This window comes from Exiguobacterium sp. Leaf187 (assembly GCF_001423925.1).
In the GTDB taxonomy this organism is placed as follows: domain Bacteria; phylum Bacillota; class Bacilli; order Exiguobacteriales; family Exiguobacteriaceae; genus Exiguobacterium_A; species Exiguobacterium_A indicum.
Genome location: NZ_LMPR01000002.1, coordinates 61,008 through 86,334, shown reverse-complemented (window position 1 = coordinate 86,334; position 25,327 = coordinate 61,008). Strand labels below are relative to the sequence as shown.

Below are 25,327 nucleotides of genomic sequence, written 5' to 3'. Positions count from 1 at the left end.
CATCACTCCTTTCCGTCCTGGGTCGGTTTCGTATTCGGGTTGTGCAGCTGGAACAACACATGGATTTTCTGTTCGAGTGTCAGTTCGACCATCGGGTTGCTGCGTCGAAGGAGTTTCGTCAATTGATGCTTCCGTTCCCGCAGCATCGCCTCATCCGGGGCATAAAAAAAGAGGAGATAATCGCGATTGGTGCGATGCTCCTCGAGGTAGATCAATTCTTGCTTCTTCTTTTGCAAAAACGGATGATAGGCGGCGTTTTGATTTTGCCGCAACTGTCGTTCGATGCGTTGTTTCTGTGTTTCGAGATTAAGCGGTGTATTGAGCGGAATCACCTTTAACGGATGAATGTACGCCTGCAACAGATAGGCGAGGGAGAAGATGTCATGGTCCTTCTCGGTTTCGGACAACCCATAGATATCCTTTGAAGTCAGCTGAATGATATCGCAGTATGTTCCATCCTGCATCTCGAAACCATCGAGCGCTGTGGCATCAACGATCGGTAGCAGAGAAGCGACAGATGGCGGGATCCGGATGCGTTTTTCCTTCCGTGCTGGTGGTTTCGTCAATTGCATCTCATCGAGCCAAGTAATGTCTGTCGTCGGAATTGTTTTAGATCGTTTCTCTTCCGATAAACTCATGCCATCACGCCCCTTTCGATTCATCCTTGCCGTCGGTCAATGCGATATACGTGTCTTTCTTCTTCATCAGCGCGTAATAGAGAACGTGAATCATCCGTTTCTCTGGATTCGTCGTTGGGCGGATGACGAGGAAGAGTCCGAACGCGACCAGGAAGAATGTGAATGGAAGATGTAAGGCGTCCGGGATGAACGGTAGGGCAATTAACCGGACGATGATCAAAGCGACGAGAAAGAGTAAATCATAGAGATAGAGCATCTTATTGATCTTCAGCTCGGTCGTGACTTCGTTCGGAATCCGGTACTTGCGCTGTTGCATGGTCTCACTCCTTTTTCGGGTCTAGACGCGGGACATCGGTCGAGTACATCCGGGACGATTCTGACGTCACACGTGTCTGCGTTTGTTCGATGTGCTTGAGTTCTTTTTGTGTCGTCGTCTCCAGTGTCTGATAGATCGACTTTCGTTGCCGCTGTGTTCCGGATGATATCTCTTGCGACTCAGTGATAGAAGGTGAAGAATTGCTCGCGCCTGAAGAGGGTAGAGTATGTGATATCTCTTTAGGTGTCGTGTTAGATGTTGATCCTGAGTGAATAGAAGATGGATTAGGTGCACGTGTTCCAATCGGTTGTTCCGACGGTGAAGTAGGTTGCGATGCGACAGTTGTTTCAGAGGTATTGAACGCATCAGGTGAAGTAGTTGGTTGTTCCTTCATCGATCCATCGGGCATCTTCAGTTGTGCAACAGGCGTTTGCGATGATGACGGAGTAGTCGCAGGTGATTGTGGTGAGATGGAGTTCGAACGGCTTGGCATGGACTCTTTTGATGTTGTTGCAGTCGGACTCTCCAAATTCGTGTCGTGCGTCGATAAATCAGTGGATTTAATGCGTTTGTTCTCTTGTCCAGTTGATCGTGAAGCTCGCTCTTGTGCTTGCGAACGAACTGGCACACTGTTAGACGAACGATCCGGACGACCCGTCGGTGTGCCACCACCTGATGGCGGATTCGGTGGTAACTTCGTACTGGCAGCTTCTGAGGCAGATGGTGTAGTAGGGCGTGATGTACTCTTCATCGTCTGTCCAGCAACACGAGCGCCGACTTTTGCCGTTCCTTTCCCGACAGCATACGCCCCGAGTGCGACACCCCATCCACGTTTCAGACCCGCATCAATCCCGAAAAGACGTTCGACCATGTTCGGTCCATCAATCAAGGCGGCAGAGAAAGCGATCAAGGCGATCAAGTAGGCGAGACCGTCGAGTGTATCAGCCAAATAAGCCGTCCCAATCGTGTAGAGCTTAATCGAGACGAAAATCAAGATAATGACGAGGAATGTATTCAGGATGCTTTGAATGACTTTCTTCGTCTTTTGTCCGCTGTGCAGGTCGGCGGGAGCGACTAAAATCGCCAGGACATAATTAAAAGCCAGCTCGAACGAAAGTCGAGCCAGCTTGTAGGCAATCGAGAAGAGGGTGAAGCCCATCACGCCAAGGGTGACAAGAATCGTCAGCCAGTTCGGATGATAGCGATAGTAGTACTGGTTGTTCCATTCAACACCGCTTTGATCGAGTTCGCCTAACACAGCTTTTTGTCCGTCCCACATTACAAAACTCTCAGAAAGTTTAACTCCTGTGTCAGATAGTGAAAAATCATTTTGATCAAACACCTCATTGACCCTCAGGTTTTTTACTAATGATTCAGGTATGTTATTCATTTTTTCTTTCTGATCAGCTACTTTAAATTCTTTTTTATCGTAGAGTACTAAATCATGAATGTTCTGAAGCAAAATTTTATTTGAAATCGTAGGGTCGTTTTCGCTATACAAATCACTGGACTTAGTTTGAGCAATCGCTTCATCAGAAAAATCATTCACTTTTATCATGGTCGGGGAAAGTAACCCAAGAATTAATAGTGTGATAAATAAATTGATTAAGAACCCTTCGCGATCGAATTTCTTTTGAAAAATGATCAGATAGCCTGTAAATAAAAAGCTACCAGCTAAAATAGCGAACAAAAAAGGTTGAATCGTCTGAACGAATTCAACCACTTCTGGATTATTAAAGAATGTCTTTGTTAACAGGATATTGTTCGTTACTTCTTCCAATCCATCAATTATGACAGCAAGTCCCCGAACTAATATCCATCCAACAGTCCTTAGCGCATCATTTACAAGATTACTGAGATTAAAAATATCCTCAAGGTCTTTGAACTTTGAAATTAGCTCGGAATCTGTCATAAGATTCACCCCTTATTAACTGTTCTGATCAATAAATTTTTCGATTTCATCGTTCAGTTGAGTTCCAGTAAGGACATTAACATTTAGCTCGTCTTGTACTTCACCATCCTTAATGAAGTATAGACGCTCTCCTTTTAATTCGGATGTGTATTCAAAAGTATCTCTGTTAACTAGTTCTTTTCCATCAGGTTGAAATGTATTGTACATCTTTACTGATTTGTTCTTTTCTTCAGAGATGTTTTTAATCTTATTGACGTAACTCTCAAATTCTCCATCAGTTTCTTTTACAACTAATAAAATACCGTCTTTTTTACCATTCATCATCTTATCAACTTCAGAATCTTTTATCTGAGTTAATGTACTTTTCGACGTTTCTTCACTACAACCAACTAAAAGTAACGCAGAGGAAATCAATAGTCCGGAGAGTACTCGTTTCGCTTGCATGCCTCCACCCCTTTTTCCGTTAATGACACCTGTTCCGGATCCGTTAGATCACCATTACTGACGTGGACTCGGAAATCGAATGTGTCTATAAGCGTAACAGTTTTTCGGTCGCCTGAGTCTGGGTCTTCTTCCTCAAATATAACCAGGAATCCGTCCCGGGTCTGGATGTTTAAGACTTCTCCGCGACGGAGGCGCTTCTTATTCTCCTTGATGATGGTCGCGATGACGCGGAGTTCGCGCTGGACGCGTTCCGTGCGTGTCAGTTCTGTCATATGATGCCCTCCTTAAACGCCATGACGAAGTTTCTCGAGTCGTTTACTGATGATCGTCTTCAAAAAGTGACGCTGGTTGTCGGTTACAGGGATTGTCCTATCCTCAATGCCTTGCTCGAACAGATCAATCGATAACGTATCGTATTCGGTCGTCTCAAAGATCGAGCGGAGAATTTTCGGCTGCAGGACATCGCAAACGCGCCATTCTGTTGCGTCAGGCGTCTCCTTATCCGTCTCAACTGTTTTCGATGCAACTGAGGAGGCGCCGAGATGGAACGGAACACGAAGTGTATTCAGGTCGAGATGGGCATGTGCGCAGGGAATGACGAGATCATTGATGGAACGGTCCGTATTGAAGTCGTCCGCCAAGTATTCATAGCGGTATTTCATCGCTGTCTGTCCGGTCAAGAAGAGGGGATAGGACTGGATCCGGTTCTGTTGTTTATCTTGCCGCTTGATGACGCGGATGATTAACATCTCGCCTTCCTTCAGTCCCATCACCTCGGTTGCCGTCAGCAAGCGCCGACCATCGACACTCTCCGTCTTCGACTTCGAGAGAGAGAACGTCTGTCCGGAACGCGACTTTGTGACGATCGTTTGCTCCCCGAGCTTCTTCGAAATCAATTCTGCCGTCGACTCATCTGCTGTCAGTAGGTAGTGCGTGTTTCCGCAGTTCCCGTCGATCGTCTTCCAATCCTCCCCATAGAGGTTCTCGAGTTGGGCGTAGGACTGGATGACGAGGTTGAAGCGGATGTTCCGGCCGAGACAGACGGTGATGATGTTCGCCATCCCTTCAATCGCTGGCATGTTCCCAAATTCGTCGAGCAGGAAGATAACCTGGCGTTCACAACGTCCGCTCGACGCTTGCGAGGCGACGCGAGCGAGGGAGGTATAGACTTGTTTGACGTACAGTGAGGCGATGACATTCAGTGTCGGATCATAGTCCGGAACAATCAGGAAGACGGCGACCGGGCACGGATGCTGACGAATCTCCCGGATGTCGATTGGTGCATCTGTAGTCCAGTCGAAGACACCGTACGTCTCGCCTCTCAAACCTGAGAGTGACACAGTGTACTGCTGTCCTTCACTTTCTACGGTGATCTCGGTATCCACCTCAAGGTTTTCTTCGTGATGGAGTACAAAACTCCCGTCGTCGTCCGTCGTCAAGGCGAGTTGTTTCCCACTTGGAAAGTAGAACGTCAACCGTGACAAGGGAAGGGCACGTCCGCGAATCCAACGGTTGAAACCAATCAGTTTCATATCAAGGGAATTTTGTGCCGTTAAACGTGCTGTTGCATCGAGCGTGAAAATCCCGAGCTTAGCATTCGTATTGGCGAGGATACTTGCGCGCGTCTGCCCCCCGGAGAAATGAAGCGTCGCATACTGCATGCGTGCCGGATGATTTTCGGGAAAGGCAGCGAAGAAGGCGTCGAGTGCCGATTGTTCCTTTCCCATTCCATCGATGATCGTCCGTGAGCCGAGATCGGACAACATCAAAGCGACGTTATACATCGTGATCTTCTCCGGTTCGTGTTTGGCTTGCTCACATAACCCGAGAATCAGGGCGGTGCAAAGGTCCGTTGAGGAGTTACTCCAGAACGGATCCTTTGCATTTGGGTCATGATAGAGCATGTAGGCGACCGAACGAGCATATTGCTGAGCGAGCGAATAGTTGTCGTCCAAATACGCGTCGATTGTCAGTTGCAACAGGTTATAGGACATTGATTGCGATGGATTCATCAGGTTCAGGACCTCGACCTGATAGCCGCGTGCTTCAAGCGTCTCTTTGGAGGCGGCGAATAGTTCACCTTTCGGATCATTGATGATCAGGCTCGCTTGGCGTTCAGCACGACTGTAGAGGTCGATCGTCGAGAAGACGAACGTCTCACCCTTCCCGGAACGGGTCGTCCCGATGACAAGATTATTGACGGCACTATCATCGATGTAGAGACGATCGCGGTAACGGCCGACCGGGACACCACCAAATCCGCTGTATGTTTCCTTACGATCCGGAACATCGCGATACTGCTGTTTCAGCTCTTGGAACGTCGTGAAGCGGGCACTTCCTTTCTGTGCAGCCTTGAGATCACGGAAGTTGAGCCAATACTTTAATAAGAGAAATCCTCCTAAGAGGAAGCAGACACCGAACAAAGCGAAAGCGATGGAGGTCGACCAAGCGAGCGTTGTCCACCAACTCGATTCGTACTGTAGTGGAGAGTCGGTCGTCAATTTCCTGTCTTGGAAGAGATTTTTGATCGTTTGTTGTAAGAAATGAAATGTTACATTGAGTACGAAGAACAAAACCGTCGGTAACGCAATCAAGAAGACAAAACAGTGCCAAAACCAGGTAGATGAAAGAATAGATTGTAATGACTGTGGTTTATTCATTATTTCAATCACCATACTTTCACTAAATAATTCTATTACTTTGTCTTTGCTTCGCTTCGAGCAACTCGTTTAGCTTCTTTAACTCTTTTTTATCTTTCTTCTTCAATAACTGTCGCTTTTGATCCTCGAGTTCTTGAATCTCTTCGTCCAGTTGAACAAGTGTTGCGACTTGCTTCTTTAATTGCTCGTCGTTGATCGTCTTGACGCTTTCTTGAGCCTTCGTCACATCTTTCAATGCGATGTAGGCACGTGTTTTGGCTTCCTGACGGGCTGTCGTCATCTCGACGCCCGTAAGCGAGATGGCATATTTATAATCTTTCTGCAAGATAGCAAGGTCGAACGATCCTTCGTCCGTCGGATAAACGGCTTGGAAGGCTTGTAGCGTATCCTGACGATTGGTCGCGAATCGTTTCGACTGCATGATGATCGTCTCGACATCGATCGGGTCATTCGTCACGTCGACGGCTTGATCATAGTCTTGTTTTTCGATGTATTGTGTGATCAGGAATTGCTGTTGTTCATCGTTCAGCGACTTTCGTTTTTCGAGCCGTTCGACGAGTGGACCCGTCTCTCCCGTTAACGCTGTTTCATAGAGCGGTTGCCAATCAGATATTTCCGCTTCGACACCGCTTGGTGGATCCGGCTGAACGAGTTGGACAACGGACAGCGTACTAAGGAGCAAGAGGCTGACACCACTGACGCCATAAACAAGACGACGTTGTCCGCGACGTAAGCGGGAGATGTGTGTCGCATCCGGCTGTTGCTGGATCGCTGACGCCGTCATCGTTTTGTAGGAATCTGGTGTCAAACTTTCCAAGTTCTCGAGCAATAAGATCTTCTTTGTTGCATCCTCCTTCCGAATCCGGATACGCGGGATTCGGTCCTTCAGCTGCAAATAGAGATTTGGATAGATCGGGTCACCAAACTGGAACGTTCCTTTGTAGACGAGTTGGTCAGCATCATCGAAGATTCGAAACTCACTCGCGAAGCGTTCGTTCGCTTGCTGGGCTTCTTGATGGACTTGAGTCGATAATAAAAGCGCCTCCTCATACGGGAGACGCTCATAGTTAGCAAAGGTCTCTTTCGGTACATCTGTGAAACGGACGAAGAGCATACATTCTCCTCCTTTGGAGCAAGACATCGTAATGAGGGCAATAAAAAAAGCCATTCAGTTCGGAATGACATTCTAAGCGGTACTATTTAATCAGAATTTGATTTTTTCGTTAACGATTTCAGCGAGCGCGACGGCCCCCATAATGATTATTAGGCCAACAGCACCGCCGACGAGCCAACTTACTGCTTTTGATCGCCCTCGGTCTCCCCCGAAGATAAAGTAGAAGCCAGCAATTGCGAAGGCGATGGCTGCCGAAATAACGGCGAGCCCTTGAAAGAACTGGAGCAAGCTGAGTCCTGTCTCGTTCAATCCCATCTGTTTCCCTCCTCTCAATCCCGTGAAGTGGCTGCAGGTGATGTGAAGTTCAGTTTTGAGTCGAGTGCTTCCAAGATCAGTTCCTGGTTCTCCTGGATGATGAGCTGATGCTGAGCGTCGAGCCACTCCTCATAGTCTTTCCCTTGGATTCGAAGCAACTTCTCGGCAAAGGTCTTGTTCTGCTTCTGTTCACGTGTCGGCATAACGTACACTCCTTCCTAAAGATCGATGTGCAGCAGCACATCCTTAAGGACAGTCGGAGTCGAGCAGGCGGTGGGTTTTCAGCACGTTTCCCCACGAACTCTGACATCCGGTACCGGACATCTGTCTAGGGTTTTTCGATGACCCTTAACGATGACGTGACCTGTGGGCGAGTTTTAGGTGACTCTCGCCAAACCATTTTTGCGTATATCCCGCTCACCCGGTCACTCGGGAGGGACACGCCAATATATGATTGGAGGGACTGTCCTTAGCGATATGCTGCTACGATCATCAAATCCTATTCCTATTATCATTGGTTCGTGATATTTCATAAGTAGATACGTATTCATAAAGCATTTATTACTGGTGAACTAGTCTGCGACGTGATACGTGAATCAGTTCATCGTTCGGATGCTTTCGTTTTGCAATCACTTGATTCTCTCCGACGACCGTACGGATTCGGTAATAGAGTTGCGAAATTTCTTGCGTCTCTTTACTCTCTTGTTCGATCGCAATTCGTCCGTGCAGCTGATAGGTCTTACCGTCAAACGTGCGGACGGAATCCGCAAGTGGCAGTTCTGCTAGATCGAAGCGTTCGTGCTTTAGGTTGGACCAGTTTCGCTTCTTCTCCATCCTTAAGTCGAAATCGTCCCAAGGAATAGATCCTAATGTCTGTTCACACGCTGTCGCAAGGATCTGGATATCGAGTATAGAGGGAAGTGAGCGATTCCGCTCGTAGGCGCTGATGGCTGCCTGCGAAATCTCTCCATACGTCTTCTCTGCTAACTCTACCTGACTCCAACCATGTTCTAGGCGTTCACGTCTTAACCACTCTCCGAATCGGTACATAAACATGCTCCTTTCCTTCGAGAAATGCTATATGACAATGTCTTCCTGGTGATAGTTAGAATATAGCAGATTATTCTGTTAATTCAATTGTTATTTTGATGTGTCAAAGCTATTACGAACGTCGAATTTTGACGAAGATAGTGATAGCAGCATCTTTTTGATGCATTTCTAAAAAGTAAGGTAAATATGTATTCAAAATGTAAAATAGGCTATCCCGATAGAGTAGTGTATTTGATTAAAAATCTAGCCCTAGAATTGGTTTTTGTGATTACTCTCACGACTAAATGTTAGTTTTTGTATAAAATATAGCTATTATCAGTTCGGACGTGCCCTATTCCATGTCACTCGACGATTTACATAAGACATCACTAGGGAGGTACATCCATGCAAACATTTAAATACTACGCTGTCGTCACACCTGATCTGGAGGATTATTGCTATCTCGTTCGATTTCTAGATCAAGAGAATGTTTATACTCTGATGGCGAGACACTCTTAGAAGATGTCAAACATGCTTAAAAGGTCCTCAAAGAAATGTTAGAAGCAATGATTGATTACAACCTAGCCCCGTCTCCGCCCTCAAGATTGAAGAAGGGGAAAGGATGCTATCTATGCCGATGAGGATTAAGTGTTAGTGAAGCATGCTTAAGAAAATTTACACGACGATTTCTACTTTTATAATTAAAAGCTGATGTTATACAAATACCTTTTTCTCAATGGAACGTATATGTAGGACTATCAAGCATTTATAAACCAATAAGAATTGGTTAATAGATAATGAGTTTGTATGCTTATTAACTGAAAGAGCGGATCCTAATAGGACTCCGCTCTTAATTAGTGTTATTCAAAAAATTTAGATTGAATTTCACCTAGTTTTTTTAGTTTTCAATTCGTACATCATGTATATTAAAATTCTTTAGTCCGTTTTTGTCTCGAATGATTCCTTGATACTCAATCGAATCATTTAGTAGATTAATGACGGTCACTTGGAAGTTTGACTTTTCGACAGGAGATACTTGATATAATCGTTCGTCAGTATTAAAGATTTGTGTACGATTAAACTGATTTGGATACTTAGCAGTTACTCGATGTTCACTCAATTTGTCTGTCTTAAAATCGTAAATTCTCCATACGATGTCTTTACTGTGGTCTTCAGGTGAATCATACAGTAATAATTGACGATTGTCGGAGATTAAATCCATTGAACCATTATATGCAAACTTATTTAATGCTTTAATTTTCTTAACTGATTTCCCATTATCGAGATAATAATCAAACTTATTGATCACATCATTTTCATCAGTTGTTTCTAAAATATATAGTGTTCCAAATTCATTTGAAGAAACAAGTGTACGAGATTGATTTTGTTTTGGAGGCGGCGATATAAATGGTACTTCTTCTATATGGCGTTTTTTGATATCAAGACGTAGAATTTTCATATCTTTACTTGGACCATAGGCATTCTGTGCAATATAGAGTTGTTCTTTGGTGTGACCAAGTATTTGAAACACATTCTCATTATCTTGGTATTGATGACTGTTGGTTGTAGCATAAGGGAATCGTATTTTTGTATATTTTTTAGTTTTTTCATCATAGGATTGATAATTGATATGATCGGACTTCAGTTCAATTCCGTATGTATAGGTGCCATATTCGCTAGAGGATACATTTGTTCCCCGAATGAAACGATAAAAATCTTTTGGGTAGTTAATATCAATCGAATCATATAAGCTGGTTAAATAATTTTGTTCAGAAACCTTGATTGTGCCATCTAACTTTATATCATATAAATTAGGTTTGACTCGAGCGCTTGCAAGTTCGATGTGAAGATCCTTTACGGCATCATCTGTTGCCTTTCCTTGTACAGATTCGACGACGTATTCTGGTTCATCGATCATTGCAGCATAACCGAAATAGCTCCCAATCGTAATCAGACTCAATCCACCGATTGCTAATACATGTTTATAACGTCGCATGCGTTTCGTTTCACTCCTTAAATAGAGATTTTATGATTCAATAGCCGGATGCTCTTCCAATAGACATAGACAAAGTAAAGAAGGAAGTAACCAATAACAAACGTCGTGATTTGATCAGGGTATAGAAAATGCGTGTTCTCAAAGAAATAAACAAGTCCTACAAGAGGAACGATGAGCAATACAACATCCAACACTACATGCAGGATTGCTAAACGTTTACGATAAGAACGTTCAATCAAAATAATGAGGAAAACAAAAGAAACAACAAGAGTTGATACCAAAAGGATAATAAACGTATCCGCAATATTGAACGTGTAGAACATGCTTATAACTCTATTCTCTCCAAACACTCGCTTGGATTCCATTAAATCTTCAGGCATTAACCATTTGAACAGTGACCCACTTAATAAGAGAACAATCCATTGAATGCCGATGAAGCTCGCAATCGTTAGAATTACCGCAGTTAATTTCGACATCAAGATTGCAGTACGTTTCCCAGGTAACATCAGTAATCGATAGATATACTTCGACTCACCAAACCAATCACGATACCAAATCTGGAAAGCGAGTAAGAGTATTAACATCATGGCAATGGCAATAATGTACTGGAAGTAAGAAGTTGCATTACCAAAATTAAAAGGACCACCTGCTAAACGAACTGCTTCCATTTGTGAGATACGATCCACACGCATATACTCTTCGACGTTAGACTGATAACTCTTTATTTCATAGACGACAGAAATAAATTCTAGTACTACTAGTCCAACAAGAGCAATCAGATAAAACTTAGCTCCGCGTTTTAATTCTTCATTCAATAACAATATGAATTTTTTCATCGCTGGAATACCTCACGCATCCGGTCCTGAACCGATTTTCCATATAACTCACGCATCTCCTCAGCATCATCTTCATGGATGATTTTACCGTCTTGTAAGAAAATAACTCGATCAATCAAGTGCTCGACCTCTGCGATCTCATGCGTCGTCATTAAGATGCCGCGTCCTTCCATATAGTGACTTGAGAAAATCCAAGCAATCTGTTCCTTCGTAAAGAGATCGATACCTGCTAATGGTTCGTCTAGCAACAAGTAGGGACGATCGAGCGAGAAACCGAGTAATAAATTAACCTTCGCTTTGTTTCCCTTTGATAAGTCACTAATCTTATCTGTTGACAGGAGTTTGAAAAATGCCATCAATTCTTCTGCCGTCTTGTGATTCCAATCTGGATAGAAGTCTTCCATATAAAGAATTGCATCCCCAACAGTCATATAACCAGGCATCGTCGAGAGATCAGGGACAAATGCAATCCGCTCACGCGACATCTCACCATCTACTACAATCGTCCCTGCGTCCAGTGGGATGAGCCCCATGATACTTTTTAAAATCGTTGACTTCCCTTCACCGTTTAAACCAATCAGACAAGTGAGTTGGTTCGGTGGTACCGTGAAGGATACGCCTTGAAGTACAGGACGCTTTCGTCCGTATTTTTTATGTAAGCCGTGCACCTCAAGCATCCAACTCACCTCGCTCGTTGGTTTGATACACGTTCTGAACCGTCGACATGACTTCATCAAGTGGCACTTGAATCGCTTGTACTGCTGTGACAAACTGTGCGACTGCCTCACTTAATAATTCGGAGCGTACACGTTCGACGACTTGTGGATCAGTCGTGATTCTACTTGGTACATTTCGTTCTGTCGTGATCAATTGTTGTTCCTCCATTTCCTTATATACTTTTTGTGCCGTATTTGGATTGATACCTAACTCTGCAGCAAGGGCGCGTCGGGACGGAATTTCCTGTCCACCAACAAACTCTCCAGTCGCAATCCGTTCTTTAAACCAACGAATGACCTGTAGGTAGACGGGGCTTCTCTGATCGAATTCCAAGTAATTCACCTCTTAATAATCAATGTATTAAAACAATAGTACATCCAATTACTGTATCATAACTATAGTACAGCATTGAGTCAATCATTCTTTTTTAGAATTTCCAATAATCATTTCAAAATTCCCAGCACAAGAGAGTAAACATACTCTCCGCTAGCTTTTGTAGTTCACATACTATTAATAAAAGAAACGTTATCCTTACACTACAAAAATTAATTACTCCTTGGTAGAACTGTTAAGTTGCAAAATAGTAATGTGATGTTTCTTGTTCGTCATCTTTGCTATGATTAGAATGAAGGGAGCATGATTACATATGATGATGTTATTTTGGATTGCTTTAGTTATTTGCCTTATCGGTCTTGTCTTTACCTTAAGAATTGGTCAAAAACCTTCAGAAGAACAATACGACTATAAAGCCTCAGCTAAGAACATGTCGTGGATGTACTTCATTTTTTTACCGATTATTCTCATTTTGTTGGGATTTCTCTACTATTTCTTGAGTTAAAGTAAGTCGATAGCTATTTATACGAAAAAGAAGAGAATGCACATCATAAAGAATGCGCTCTCTTCTTGCTCTCAATAATCAAATGTGCAGACCAGATTATCGCGATCAGCATCAAGTGACTTATGTTTGAACATTTTACGTTCTAGCAGCATTTGAATAACGCCGAAGTACATCATCTTTCGATAGAGAATTGGGACTTTCAAATTCTATAAAATAGTCTAATTGCCACTTTTGTGTTGCGATGGCTTGTTTACTCGCTGGTTGGTCCCAACTCGGATAGACACGAATTGCCATTTTTCCTTTCGTCTTATCCGTCTTAAGGATCTTATGTTCCTTTAACACTTCCCTCGGAAAAGCAAATTGACCAAATCGATTCGAGTCAGTGAACGTATTCACAACTAACAAATCCATCGCCGTTTCCTCTGAAAATGGTTGATTTTTATTCAGTGTATCCTTTTCCCAAATCACTACAAACTGACCGAGTTTAGCGGGGGTCACTTTAGCAACTCGAAAGCGAACGGAAGTTTCCCCGATATAGAATCGTCCCGCTCCATATGTAGCATTCTGCACTTCTTCGCGTATAGCATGTGGCGTCAATCCACAGGGTACATATAGTTGTTCATTGATATGTGCTAACGCTATCCAAAAATCGTCCATTCTTATCTACCATCCTTTATCTTACTTAGAGCGTTAATTGAATTGATATCAAACATCGAAAGTTGTCGACAACACAGCTATTGATAAAATCTCAATAGAGCACGTAGTACTCATACTTAAATTGTAGAACCTTCTTTTGTTTGAAGTGACGACATTAGTTGATAAAAGTACGTAGCATCGTTTGTTTTATTCAACTGATACCATGCTTCTAACGTATTCGGTTGAAAGACATCCATTGCGCCAATTGTTTCTCTTGCAAATTCGAGCGGGGCCACACCGGAAGCCGTAATCAATTGGCCGTCTCTGACGACAGAACCGTTTTGATGCAACGTGTTTCCTCGATATGCTGGATAGATCATTTCAAGATAAGATTGGTCATTACTCGTATGATGGAAATGTTCTAAGTAACCAGCTTTTGCCAAGCCATGGACAGCACCACAAATTGCTGCGATGAATGCCCTTTGATTGAAGGCATTATCAACTTGTTTTAACATAAGGTCGTGTATTGGATGCCCCCAACTTTCTCCACCTGGAAGCACGATTAAGTCCTGTTCACTCACGTTCATTTCTTCAACTGTGATATCAGGCTTAACGCGAAGTCCGCCCATCGTCGTTATCGTATCTCGGCTTACACCGACAGTAATGACATGTAAGGGCTTCTCACCCCTTTTAAAGTACCGGCCTGATTTTAATTCAGCCATTACGTAACCGTATTCCCAATCCGATACTGAATCGAAGACATAAAGATACATCTGCTTTGTCATTTTTCCACTCTCCTAAATATGCCATAGGCTTATTTTAGAATGGTCTTCCTGACACCTACCGTCAGTAAAGATCAAGTTTGAGAATGAAATTCTACTAGTTCCAAAAGGCGCTCGACAATCAGTTGCTTAGCCTCCGTAGGGGAGAGTACCTGTACTGCCGTTCCATATGTAATGAGTAAGCCTGGTATGTATGTTTCTAGCACAGAAGTCTCAATGAAAAAGACAATTTCTCGCTGTTCTTGTTGTTTGATACAGTTCTTCAAGTACCAGTGACGACTAAGCTCTTCAATGGCTGTCTCGGTTCCTCTGATGACAAGATCAATTTTCTTCGATTCATTCGTTTCACTGCTAGGTAAGAGTTCGGTCAAAAAGAGATCTGATTCTCTGAATGATTCGGGTAGGAGAAAGAGATGATCAGTCACAGTCAATTGTTCAATCCGGTTTACTCGGAAATTACGTATCGCGTTTCTCAAATGACAATGTCCTGTCACGTACCAGGCACTTTTCCAATAGACAATCTTGTAGGGATCTACTCTACGCTTCTCAGTTTTTTCAGCGTTAGGGCGTCTATATATAATCTCGATACTGAATCGCTTTAAAATCGCACTCTCGATGCGGGAGAGATTACGTGCTGCGGAAGCAGTTAATGGGACATGTTCATGCGCTACTTCAAGTGCATCAATCGGAAGCTGCAGTGCATCCGTCTCCTCTACTTTCGAATGTCGATTAATTTTTAAAATGGCATTCTGTAAGCTTGTACTTCCGTAATAGCCTGCTTTTTCAGCAAAGATCGCTGCATGGTAAAGGGCACTCTGTTCCTCCTGATCAAAGTAGAGAGGAGCATCTACAAAATGATTCAAAAGAGTATATCCGCCATTCACACCCGTTTCAGCAACAATAGGAACTCCACTCATGGAGAGCGTATCCATGTACCGATAGACGGTCCGCACATTCATTTCTAGCTGTTCAGCGATTTGTTTTGCCGTGATTTTATTTCCTTCTCGTAGTAGCCATAAGATAGCAAGTAAGTTATCGCTTTTTGCCACAATTCTCGCCTCTTTTTTATTTTTGTCATTTTTTAGTTCATTTAACTTTATGATGTAGGCTAGCTATGTTCCCTATCTATCTCATAAACATACAGTTTTGAATGATTTTCCTGTTTATTAAATGCTCCTTTAAATGCATCATCTCACCTATTTTGCATTAAAAAGAAGGGTTCTAAGATTTATTTCAGAAGCACTTTAGAACTAGGCGTAAAAAAGAAATAGATGGGTATTTATTACTTAATATGATTCATTTTTCAAAAATCAACGGCAGAGATAGGGAGGTTTTAGGAAGAGAGGAGATTTCGTCATGATTCATCTGGTAAACGATTTAATAGTCAATTTAGCGCTCATTGCACTGTTCGTGCTACTCTCTCTTTTTTGCTACAAACGTCTTACAATCGAGTCGCATACTACTACCTTTATGAAAAAGTACTTATTCGTGATCATCTTAGCACTGATTGCCTGTTATTGGGTAATCATTAACGAGATCTCGTTTCGCGGTTTTACATTCGACTTCTCGATCGTCCTGCTAATCATCGCCCTCTATTATGGGGGGACAAGTTACGGGATCATCACATGGTTCATTCTGTTGATGTGGCAAGTTGTGACCTTAACGAACGATGAGTTTTTTCTATTCCCTTGGATCTTAATCACTTACACCGTCATCTTGAGTATTGTCTTACTGTTAAAGCACTTATTACGAGACGAGTTCAAGACACTCCCCCTTATTATCACCTGCTGTTTACTTATCCACTTGCCACTCGTCTACATCAGTGAAAACGACATGAATTCTTTTGTGGAAAATGCGATTTTATTTAGTTTTTATATTGCCTCAGTAGCCGTCATCATCCATTCATTCCTGTATTATGTCAAACAACATTATGGACAAGTGAGACTACATCAAGAATTAGCACTGACGGATTCTTTAACCGGGCTTCATAACCGTCGTGCCCTTGAAGATCAAGTGGACTACTTTATGATTGCCCATCCCTCATTTACGGTCATGATGATTGACATCGATCACTTCAAGTTCGTTAATGATAAATATGGACACGACCAAGGAGACAAAATCTTATCACAGATCAGTGATTTGCTCGGAGAACACACGCCGCATAATGGTATCGTCGGTCGATATGGAGGAGAGGAGTTCATGCTCCTTATCCCTGAAACACACATTTCTTATACAGATCAATTGGCAGAAGACATTCGAGTATCTTGTGCATCGACACGCTTTCATATCCATCAGGAAGAGTACATTCATGTTACCCTATCGATCGGGATCTCTTCATGTGATTCACGAACATCTGTCAGCTTCATGGAAGTAACAAGAAGTGCAGATGCAGCTCTGTACGAAGCGAAGCATCGCGGACGAAATCAGGTCTTTAAATCTATATAACCGGTTTCTTCATTTTTATCTAAATTAGGTGAGAATACTCCCACTTCTAAACGTCGTGGATGAAGCCCCAGTAATAGTGAGAGATGAATCGCCAACCTCCCTTTCGAGTACATTATCTGGAAAGGAGGTGCACATCATGTTAAAGCATTCCGCGTACAAGTTCGTACTACACCCGACGAAAGAGCAAAAATTTCTGATTATCAAGACGACGGTTATTCGCGCTTTGTCTTCAACTATTTCTTATCGAAGTGGGAAGAGACTTACTAAGAGACCGGAAAAAGGGCTCTCTTACGGCTCTTACTTCCGTTGTTGAAAGAAGTCGATAGTACGTCCGTACAAACGAGCATCAAGCATCTGGCAGATGATTGATGCTCGTTTCTTCAAGAAGCAGAACGTAAGCCTACGCTTCAAGTCGAAGCGAAACCTGTCCAATTCTATAAGCCGAACATCCAAGGTATGTCTCAACTTCCGGAAGTCTCGATTTTAGGCAACATGATTAAACTTCCAAATCTGAAGTGGGTACGTTTCGCGAACTCGAAGCTGGTAGCAGGACGAATTCTGAACGCGACGATCCGACGCACCGCTTCAGGCAAATACTTCGTTTCCCTGCTCGTTGCACAGGACATCAACAAACTGCTGAAGATGGGTGTGTCCGTCCACATCCATCACGACCGTGATATGAACGCAGAACCGAATCTCAAACAAGGAGCAGAACGTATCTTAGCTTCTTCAACCGCCAGAGCGACGGAGTTAGCCTGATCACGTTTCGACCGATTGGTCGAATCACTCAGGAATCCACCACCTCTAAGTAAACCGAAGGGGGGAGTTCAGGAGTCTATCTAGATTGGGCTTTTTCTATCATTACATCTATATCACTTGTTTTTCATAGTCTCAATGTAAACAATACTAGTATTTAAATTTTAAAAGTAAAAGAATTGAATCACGAATAGAAATTTAAAAGGAAGGTTTATCATCAAAATCGATGAATAAATCTTTTTTTGATTATGGTATCCGTATGACATAAATTTTTTTACGTTCAATCTCCTAATAAAACATGAAAAATATGGAAGGTGGGTATGAAATAAATGTCGAAGTACTACTACATATCAAAACGTTCATATTCATTTTTTTATGCGCTAGGGGAGGTCTTTATGGATAATATTTTTGATGTTCAATGCACGGAAGAAATCTTAAATCGTATCGATAAATTAAATAAGAACTCTCAACCTAAGTGGGGAGCGATGGATGTCGCTCAAATGCTAGCTCATTGCTCCGCCTTTCAAGACATCGCCATGGGATATTCTACTCCAACAAGAAGTTGGTTAGGTTTCGTTGTAGGAAAAGTAGCAAAACCGATTTTTTACAATGACAAGCCGTTACCAAAGAATATGTCTACTATCCCAACTATTTTGATTGTTGATCCAAAAGAGTTTGAAAATGAGAAGAACAAACTTAAACAAAAAATTAAAATCTTCCAAATGAGCGGTCCAGAAAGTTGTACGACTCATCCACATCCTTTTTTCGGAAGGCTTACTCCTGAGGAATGGGGGAAAGGAATCTTTAAACACCTTGATCATCACTTACAGCAGTTTGGTGTGTAGACCCTTTCTTTTGTTACCTCATTTTTTATTTAATGGAATAAAAATAGTTTAAAAAGACTCTCATCTTTTAAATTTTAGTTACTGCTTCATTAGGATTAATTCAAGTTAACGATAAAGTTGAATTAGCTTGTAGATAAAAAATATACTCTAAGTTGCTCGATACTAAAGCTAACCAAGAGAGGTTGATCTACTAATCCATACAAGTGAGGTGCTAAAATGACGAAATCTTTTAGAGAATTGCAGATGTATAACAATTTTAATGAACTGGCCGATGATGTATTACAATTTGCACATGAGATTTTACCTCATCAAATGCTGTATCTATCAGCGATCGAGAAAGAGAAGCAACTGATTTTTAAAATTGCAAACAAAAAAGCCGACATTCCCATGACTGATGGCATGATTCTCGATCTAAACCATTCATTATGTAGTTTAGTAGACTTCGAGAAAAAAATACCATTGGTGTTAGAAAACATACCCGCGGAAGAGGATCTTGCAGGATTAAATGAAGCGCTTGAACAAGCAAATGTTCGATCTTACCTCGGAATGCCAATCGTACTGACGAATGGAGAGGCTTTCGGTACACTATGCGCTATCAATGACGAAGTTAGCCTATACGAGGAAAGAAATATTGAACTATTGCAACGCATTGTCCGTCTGTTTCTTTACTATTTAGAGTTAGAACGATTTGCTTGGAAAGATGCATTGACAGGATTGTACAACCGACGTTATCTCAGCAAATATTTCGAAGATCACCCTCACCATGCCGGAGCACTTTTCTTTTTAGATTTGGATGGATTCAAACATGTTAATGATGTCTTTGGTCACGAAGTAGGGGATCGTGTCCTACAAGAAGTAGCTCGACGACTCCAACAGTTTGCGGGAGAATATCCTCATGCCCATGCGGTTCGTTTAGGAGGAGATGAATTTGTTCTTCATTTCGCTCATCAAGGGGAGCGAGAAGAGTGGGAACAGTTAGCAGCACGCATCCTAATGAGTCTCTCTACCTGGGAATCTGCCTATCGTGTATCAACGAGTATCGGGATCTTAATGTATAGCGAAGAGAATGACCAACCTGTTGAAACGCTTTTACAACAAGCAGACGTTGCCTTGTATGCAGCAAAGGCTTCTGGGAAGAACACATATCAATTTTATAAAGCATTGACCAATTAAAAGATTACGATACACCATTAGTAAAATTTCTTATCTTCCTTTTATAGTTGTTTCATACAACTATAAAAGGAAGTAAGTTAGTTTATTAGCACCCATCATCGATAATGTTATTTTATATGTAGCTTTCAATTAATTTCTACTAACAGATAAGTATTCTTCTACCGATCCTCGTGTTTTCTTTGCTCACTCTCATCCCTTAGGCAATCATATAGGATATAAGTCATTGATTTTTCTTTCGTCTCAAAATAAATAGTATTCTCTTTTTAGTGAGACAAAAAATAGTTGCACTAACTGGAACCTTTACTAGGACTTTAAAATACGTCCAGTCTTCACTTTCATCAATAATCGTGTTATGTCACCTTTTTACCCTTAATTAATTTACTTGTGATAATTAGCTGTTATCACAAGTAGTTGTTTGTTATACTGAATATGGATAAATGATGTAATACAATTATTAATTACTCGATTACATTTTAAATACGCATGTATATCAGTCATAATTGAATGTAATACGTAAATAATCGATGTTTTACTTAGCAAATGAACAAAAAAGGTGTCAAAAGAGGAAGCGTTGAGCAGAGAGATCGGAGGATAGTTGATGAACGAAGAAGAAATGAACGAAATCGTGATTAAAGAAGAAGCAGTACTGGCATTTGCCGATAGCCGGGAAAAGCTACTCGCAGTGCTTGAGAACGATCATTTAAATATGGAAGCACTGAGCGATCTTGAGATCTTCGAACTGTTCTGGGCGACGGAGTTGTTTCCGATTTATAGTCAAAAAAGCCCGCATACGAAGCGGGCCTACAAACAAGATCTCGATTATATTCTCCGCTTCTTTGTGACGAAGACACAGGGCGTCAAGCAGCTGACGATCCTCAACCTGCACGAGTACTTAAAAGACGTTCATGACCAATATGCACCGCGGACCGTCAAACGACGCAACGCCATGTTGCGGCGTTTCCTGCGCTTTCTACACGTTAATGATTATCACGCGCGTGATCTGTCAGTACAGGTGAAGGACCAGATGAAGCCGGAGCCGCTGCGTCGCGAGATCGATTTCGATGAGATGGAAGCGATCGCTCTCGCCTTCCGTCACACGGTAAAACAGAAAAAGCATCGCGAGCTTTTGCAGCTGCGGAATGAGACAATGGGCTATCTGTTGTTGACGACAGGGATGCGTGCCAGTGAATTACTAGCACTGCAATTCAGCCAGGTTCAAGAGCACTCTACTAATAACTATATTGAATTTAAGGGGAAGCGTGGTAAGTGGCGACGCATCCCGTTATCCCAAAAATCAATCCATCTCATCGACCGGCTAAAGAAATTAATGCAAATTGAAGGAGTAATGAATCCTTATATTTGTTTTAATATTCGTTCTAAAGATTCTTCTATCTCGTACGAAGCATTAAGACTTATTGCCCAGTTATCCTCAACACAATTGACATCACAAAAAAATTCACCGCACTGGTTTCGACGTTCTTTTATCACAAAGCTGTTAACGAATGGTATTCCTTTATATGAAGTCATGAACCTTTCCGGTCACGAATCTATCATGACTACGAATGCGTATCTTCAACAGTTAAAAAAAGCTGACGTTAAAGCATTACCATACGATTGAAGTTTTGAAAACTGTACAGATTTATTTTAAGGTAATGCAATCAATCCCAGTCCTCTTTTATCAGCATTCTTTGAAACACTGTTGATAAAAATAGGTATGAGCAAATATTGAAAAAAGATATTAATAGAACCAATTGAACCAAGATGTAATAGCTGATAGTCGAATACACCTTCATAACATGTATTATAAAAAAATTATCTTTAGGTTCATAATTTGCTCAATGCTTGCATATGTTCAAACTAAGTCTGCTACCGAATACGTAATTCAATCAAGAATTTGCACATACCACAAAATTAAATCCATAAATCAGTAAGAACAACATCATCACTATTAGGTCTTAGATTTATTTCTTTAGGTATTTTAACAAACACAGGAACTTGCATCGAACTCCCATCGGGGACGTTCTTAACCATGACGACGGACGGGGGTAAGGAGTTCAGCTGTCATGAAAGGATACGGGATTTCCTGGGAATCCCGATGTACTTCGCGAATCCCTATTCTTCATGGAAACGTGGCAGCAACGAGAATGACAACGGTCTTCTCTGTGAGTCCTTCTAAAAGGGAAGTAACTTCGGAATGATCAACAAGACAGAATTAGATCACGCACTTTCTAGAATTAACAATCGACTAAGAAAATGTTTAGATTGCCCATCATCTTCTCAAACAAGTTATTTATACGCGCCCCAGAGGGGGTGAAAGGAATGTTAAAAACAAAAGACTTTTACTATGACGAACATTATGACTGTTATTTATGTGAAAACAATCAAGTTCTCCGTTACCGAACGACGTCGCGAGACGGGTACCGTGAATATGTCTCGAATCCTTTTGTATACGAGACATGTCCTCTTCTCTCCAAATGTACACAGTGTCGCGACCACAGAAAAGTCATCCATCGCCATCTCTGGCAAGAGGCAATGGATGAAGTGGAGCACCTCAGACATACAGTTGTGAATCGTGTGTTGTATCGAAAACGCCAGGAAACAATTGAACGTGTATTCACAGACACCCAAGAGAAGCATGGCATGCGTTGGAGCCGCTATCGAGGGCTGAAAAAAACGACGCTTCAAGCGATGCTTACTTTCATTGCCTTGAACCTCAAAAAGCTTGCGAATTGGTCCTGGGATTCCCTTTGGAATCCATGTCTTCAATACGTTTTAATAGGGAGTACATACAACAAACCCTCATTCCGATCACGAAATGAGGGTTTGTCTACAATCTGAGCGAAGAACTTAAGAGTTCTTCACTTTTTTGTTTTTAAGACCTAATGGAATTGCAATAATAACAAGAATTCCAATGATAATAGTTAAATAAAATGGCACGCTTGATCCATCTTTATTTAGATCGTCAGTTAAAGAACCCGCTTTGAAAAACAACATGATTGAAATGACGGCGAGGACTACTGTATTAAATGATATGTATACAAAAGACGAAATTTTAGATGGAATAACCAAGAAGATTACATTTAATAAAACCAGAAAAACTAACAAGTAAAAAATTGAATTCAAAGAATCAAAAGTACCAGCCAAACAAAACTCCCCCTTTAATTAGTATAAGAAAAATATAGCATTTTAATTTTAAAAATTGTGATTATCATATTACAAATGTCGCTTTTTAACATTTAAATCAGTGTGATTATATTTTTACAGCGCGATAATCGCGCCTCTGAGATTTCACGATATAATTCAATTTCCTCTGGATGCTGAGCTTCCAATTCGAGATTTTGCAACACTGAGATTTGTATCGTTCCTTTCATCTAAATCTTAAAGTTCGTAAATCTTAAGTCACGCCGATTCATATTTGATCTTCAAGGCTTTCTTCGAAATCTTTTCGGAATTTAACTAAACTTTTCATCTAATTTAATCGATTAAACCTAGATGCTCTCTAAATGTAGTACTTTGATAGGACACTTTAAACAATCCTCTTTTTTGTAACTCAGGAATGATCATGTCTACAAAATCTTCTAAACTTGACGGTAGTGACGGCGGCATCAAGTTGAAGCCATCTGCTACTCCCTCGTTAAACCAAAATTCCAACTGATCCACAATTTCTTCCGGAGTACCAATCAATGTTAGGTGTCCTCCTCCTGCTGCTAAATAGCCTAATAGTTCTTTGAGCGTCGGATCTGTATCATCGATAATCTCTAGAATCGTTCGATAGCGTCCGATGGGTCCGGAAAATTCCTCGATCGATGGTAAGGTCGGAATCTTTGCTTCGAGATCCCATGTGGAGCAATCTTGCTGCAAAAAGAAACTCAATTGTTTCAACGCATTTTCAACCGGTAATTTTTCATCTAGTTCGGCTTTTTTGGCTAGTGCCTCTTCTCTTGTTTTACCAACATACGTTACTAAGCCTGGGTATATCTTAATCTTTCGATCTGGTGATTCAGTTTGTGTAATTTTCTTATGGAGTTTTTCACGAAAAGCATGGGCTTGTTTAAAATTCCATGACACAGAATAGACAGCATCCGCATGTTTTGCTGCAAGGGCAATCCCTTGTTCTGACGCCCCTGCTTGCATCGCTACTGGCTTCCCTTGAGGACTACACGGTGTAGACAAGGGACCTTTTACGCTATAGTAGGATTCGGCATGATGGATGGGTTGGATTCTTTCAGGCTCAATCAATCGGTTAGTTGATCGATCCGCGAGAAAAGCCGCATGATCCCATGATAAAAATAGCTTCTCCATCAATGTAGCGAATTCGTCCGCCTTTTTATACCGCTCTTCCCTCGGTGGAAGTGCATCCATTCCGTGGTTTAGTGCTTCCCAATCTGTCATCGAGGTCACTAAGTTCCAGCCTACCCTCCCCTTCGTTACGTGATCAAGGCTTAGAAGTTGCCTTGCTACTGTATACGGATTGGAGAACGTGCTCGATATCGTAGAGACTAATCCTATATGATCCGTCACTTGAGAAATAGCCGTTAGATTAATTAAAGGATCCAACCAAAAGGCAGGTAAATCTGTCGCATTGGTAGCCGGAAAGGATTGATTGTCCGCAAAAAATACCGCATCTAAACATCCGCCTTCCGCTATTTGAGCCAAACGCTGATAATAGCGACTCTCTCCGATTTCTTCAATTGCAGAATCAGGCATCAACCATGCGGCTTGGTGATGACCACATCCATATAACAAAACGCCGATATTTAACTGATTTCTGTTCGTCATCTTCTGTTCACGAATCCCTTCTCTTACAAGCTGAGAATTTTTTAAAACGCCCGCTTTAATTCATCGTTAACCCACCATCGACTGTTACGTTTTGACCGGTAATCCCAGATGCTACTTCTGATGCCAAAAAGGCAACCAGTTGAGCCACTTCTTCTGGGCTCGTCACTTTTTTCAACGGGGTCGATTGGGCAATTAAGTCAAATACTTCAGGGGTTGTCACAGCACTCGCATCTGTGACTTTCAATAACCCACCGGAGACGACATTCACGTTTATGCCATATTGACCTAACTCCGCGGCTAGGTTTCGAGTAAAGCCAATCAGACCTGCTTTTGCTGTTGTGTATTCATGATAAGGAACGACTGGGTTTTGATAGAGGTTTGTTCCAATGCTGATGATACTACCGCTATGTCGTTCTATAAATTGTGGCAGAACACTTTGAATGATGTGAAACGCTGCTTTAAGTGTTCCATCCAGTTGCTTTTGATAATCTTCCCACTCTAAATCGATAAACGATTTTTGCGCAACCGGATCAAATTTGAAGTCTACTAACGCATTATTCACGACAACATCGATTTGACCATAATGTGCTGTTGCGGATTGCATCATGCTCTCGACATCTTCCCGCTTCGTGACATCTGCATACAAGGCAATTGCATTCTCTACTCCCAGTTCGCTCACAAGTTGTTCTGCCGCATCCTTGCTTTTAAAGTAATTGATCACCACTTTAAATCCGTTGTGCACTAACACCCTTGCAATCGTCGCCCCAAGTCCTCGACTACTTCCTGTCACTAATACTGTTCTGCTCATTCTTGTCCACTCCCTCATCCATTTTTGCAACTTAAATAGCGAAGTTAGTAAACAAAAAACGCAACTCTCCAAAAGGAAAGTTGCGCACGTCTAAATAATCACATAGCAAAGAACGATATCATCGTCTCCGCTTGTTCATCAGAGTTTACACTTCCCTACGCTAGTACGACCTAGTTCAGGTTCAAAGGGTTTGAGTAGCTACTCATCTCAGTTTAATAACACCCCTAGTGATTCTATTTAAGTTATCTTCACTGTAGTGGTCTTGAAAACCCCTGTCAATGATTCTGA

26 protein-coding genes, 1 pseudogene and 1 riboswitch are annotated in these 25,327 nt (G+C 41.9%); of the genes and pseudogenes, 7 read left to right on the top strand and 20 right to left on the bottom strand.

Annotated features, from left to right (window positions below; genetic code table 11):
* Positions 1–2: 2 nt before the first annotated feature.
* The 17 genes from ASF99_RS00445 to ASF99_RS00360 all read right to left on the bottom strand — a co-directional run bounded on the left by ASF99_RS00445 (position 3) and on the right by ASF99_RS00360 (position 15,282).
* Positions 3–638 (bottom strand): hypothetical protein, encoded by a 636-nt coding sequence (locus tag ASF99_RS00445; RefSeq protein WP_055966442.1) that lies wholly within the window; start codon positions 636–638, stop codon positions 3–5.
* 4 nt (positions 639–642) lie between these two features.
* On the bottom strand, positions 643–954 hold the full coding sequence (locus ASF99_RS00440; protein WP_055966439.1) for a DUF5592 family protein: 312 nt from the start codon (positions 952–954) through the stop codon (positions 643–645).
* 4 nt (positions 955–958) lie between these two features.
* A complete protein-coding gene (locus ASF99_RS00435) occupies positions 959–2,866 on the bottom strand; it encodes a pLS20_p028 family conjugation system transmembrane protein (protein WP_055966436.1) in 1,908 nt (635 codons plus the stop codon).
* A 15-nt stretch (positions 2,867–2,881) separates the two neighbouring features.
* Positions 2,882–3,310, bottom strand: coding sequence for a hypothetical protein (locus tag ASF99_RS00430; protein WP_055966432.1), 429 nt, complete (start codon positions 3,308–3,310; stop codon positions 2,882–2,884).
* The gene (locus ASF99_RS00425; RefSeq protein ID WP_055966429.1) at positions 3,277–3,582 is read right to left on the bottom strand and encodes a hypothetical protein; all 306 of its coding nucleotides are present in this window, start codon (positions 3,580–3,582) and stop codon (positions 3,277–3,279) included. Before ASF99_RS00425 ends, ASF99_RS00430 begins: the two co-directional genes overlap by 34 nt.
* Positions 3,583–3,594: 12 nt before the next feature.
* The gene (locus tag ASF99_RS00420; protein ID WP_055966426.1) at positions 3,595–5,970 is read right to left on the bottom strand and encodes a VirD4-like conjugal transfer protein, CD1115 family; all 2,376 of its coding nucleotides are present in this window, start codon (positions 5,968–5,970) and stop codon (positions 3,595–3,597) included.
* Between the two features lie 22 nt (positions 5,971–5,992).
* Entirely contained in the window at positions 5,993–7,084 is a 1,092-nt protein-coding gene (locus tag ASF99_RS00415; RefSeq protein WP_055966424.1) for a hypothetical protein, read from the bottom strand.
* Between the two features lie 90 nt (positions 7,085–7,174).
* Entirely contained in the window at positions 7,175–7,399 is a 225-nt protein-coding gene (locus ASF99_RS00410) for a hypothetical protein (protein WP_055966421.1), read from the bottom strand.
* Positions 7,400–7,413: 14 nt separating this feature from the next.
* A complete protein-coding gene (locus ASF99_RS00405; RefSeq protein WP_055966418.1) occupies positions 7,414–7,602 on the bottom strand; it encodes a hypothetical protein in 189 nt (62 codons plus the stop codon).
* 358 nt (positions 7,603–7,960) lie between these two features.
* A complete protein-coding gene (locus ASF99_RS00400) occupies positions 7,961–8,449 on the bottom strand; it encodes a helix-turn-helix domain-containing protein (protein WP_055966414.1) in 489 nt (162 codons plus the stop codon).
* Positions 8,450–9,326: 877 nt separating this feature from the next.
* Positions 9,327–10,424: a hypothetical protein gene (locus tag ASF99_RS00395; RefSeq protein ID WP_055966411.1), complete on the bottom strand. Its 1,098-nt coding sequence runs from the start codon at positions 10,422–10,424 to the stop codon at positions 9,327–9,329.
* 17 nt (positions 10,425–10,441) lie between these two features.
* Positions 10,442–11,260 (bottom strand): hypothetical protein, encoded by an 819-nt coding sequence (locus tag ASF99_RS00390; RefSeq protein WP_055966408.1) that lies wholly within the window; start codon positions 11,258–11,260, stop codon positions 10,442–10,444.
* Positions 11,257–11,937, bottom strand: coding sequence for an ATP-binding cassette domain-containing protein (locus ASF99_RS00385; RefSeq protein ID WP_055966405.1), 681 nt, complete (start codon positions 11,935–11,937; stop codon positions 11,257–11,259). Before ASF99_RS00385 ends, ASF99_RS00390 begins: the two co-directional genes overlap by 4 nt.
* Positions 11,930–12,310 carry a GntR family transcriptional regulator gene (locus tag ASF99_RS00380; RefSeq protein ID WP_200934657.1) on the bottom strand — a complete coding sequence of 127 codons (381 nt, stop codon included), beginning with the start codon at positions 12,308–12,310 and terminating at the stop codon, positions 11,930–11,932. Before ASF99_RS00380 ends, ASF99_RS00385 begins: the two co-directional genes overlap by 8 nt.
* A gap of 640 nt (positions 12,311–12,950) precedes the next feature.
* Positions 12,951–13,472 (bottom strand): MepB family protein, encoded by a 522-nt coding sequence (locus tag ASF99_RS00370; RefSeq protein ID WP_055966397.1) that lies wholly within the window; start codon positions 13,470–13,472, stop codon positions 12,951–12,953.
* A gap of 116 nt (positions 13,473–13,588) precedes the next feature.
* Complete coding sequence (locus tag ASF99_RS00365) at positions 13,589–14,236, bottom strand: type 1 glutamine amidotransferase family protein (protein ID WP_055966394.1); 648 nt, start codon at positions 14,234–14,236, stop codon at positions 13,589–13,591.
* 71 nt (positions 14,237–14,307) lie between these two features.
* A complete protein-coding gene (locus ASF99_RS00360; protein ID WP_055966392.1) occupies positions 14,308–15,282 on the bottom strand; it encodes a helix-turn-helix transcriptional regulator in 975 nt (324 codons plus the stop codon).
* 307 nt (positions 15,283–15,589) lie between these two features.
* Here ASF99_RS00360 and ASF99_RS00355 point away from each other — a divergent pair, with 307 nt between their 5' ends.
* From ASF99_RS00355 to ASF99_RS00330, 7 genes and pseudogenes are all read left to right on the top strand, one after another.
* Positions 15,590–16,678, top strand: a complete 1,089-nt coding sequence (locus ASF99_RS00355; RefSeq protein WP_055966389.1) for a GGDEF domain-containing protein — start codon at positions 15,590–15,592, stop codon at positions 16,676–16,678.
* A gap of 456 nt (positions 16,679–17,134) precedes the next feature.
* A complete protein-coding gene (locus ASF99_RS00350; protein WP_055966386.1) occupies positions 17,135–17,437 on the top strand; it encodes a hypothetical protein in 303 nt (100 codons plus the stop codon).
* A 392-nt stretch (positions 17,438–17,829) separates the two neighbouring features.
* Positions 17,830–18,279 (top strand): DUF1569 domain-containing protein, encoded by a 450-nt coding sequence (locus ASF99_RS00345; protein WP_055966384.1) that lies wholly within the window; start codon positions 17,830–17,832, stop codon positions 18,277–18,279.
* A 216-nt stretch (positions 18,280–18,495) separates the two neighbouring features.
* Complete coding sequence (locus ASF99_RS00340) at positions 18,496–19,452, top strand: sensor domain-containing diguanylate cyclase (protein WP_055966381.1); 957 nt, start codon at positions 18,496–18,498, stop codon at positions 19,450–19,452.
* A gap of 598 nt (positions 19,453–20,050) precedes the next feature.
* Positions 20,051–21,070, top strand: a complete 1,020-nt coding sequence (locus ASF99_RS00335; RefSeq protein ID WP_055966379.1) for a tyrosine-type recombinase/integrase — start codon at positions 20,051–20,053, stop codon at positions 21,068–21,070.
* A gap of 390 nt (positions 21,071–21,460) precedes the next feature.
* Positions 21,461–21,766 (top strand): annotated as a pseudogene (locus ASF99_RS17760) (IS30 family transposase); the annotation flags it as partial.
* Entirely contained in the window at positions 21,706–22,290 is a 585-nt protein-coding gene (locus ASF99_RS00330) for a transposase (protein ID WP_082486922.1), read from the top strand. The pseudogene ASF99_RS17760 and the gene ASF99_RS00330, both read left to right, overlap by 61 nt.
* A 9-nt stretch (positions 22,291–22,299) precedes the next feature.
* Here the strand turns inward: ASF99_RS00330 and ASF99_RS00325 are convergent, their stop codons facing one another.
* The 3 genes from ASF99_RS00325 to ASF99_RS00315 form a co-directional block, all read right to left on the bottom strand.
* Positions 22,300–22,596 carry a hypothetical protein gene (locus ASF99_RS00325; protein ID WP_055966374.1) on the bottom strand — a complete coding sequence of 99 codons (297 nt, stop codon included), beginning with the start codon at positions 22,594–22,596 and terminating at the stop codon, positions 22,300–22,302.
* 330 nt (positions 22,597–22,926) lie between these two features.
* The gene (locus ASF99_RS00320; protein ID WP_055966373.1) at positions 22,927–24,231 is read right to left on the bottom strand and encodes an LLM class flavin-dependent oxidoreductase; all 1,305 of its coding nucleotides are present in this window, start codon (positions 24,229–24,231) and stop codon (positions 22,927–22,929) included.
* 55 nt (positions 24,232–24,286) lie between these two features.
* Complete coding sequence (locus tag ASF99_RS00315) at positions 24,287–25,039, bottom strand: 3-oxoacyl-ACP reductase (RefSeq protein ID WP_055966371.1); 753 nt, start codon at positions 25,037–25,039, stop codon at positions 24,287–24,289.
* A 135-nt stretch (positions 25,040–25,174) separates the two neighbouring features.
* Positions 25,175–25,275, bottom strand: a riboswitch (TPP riboswitch).
* Positions 25,276–25,327 lie beyond the last annotated feature (52 nt).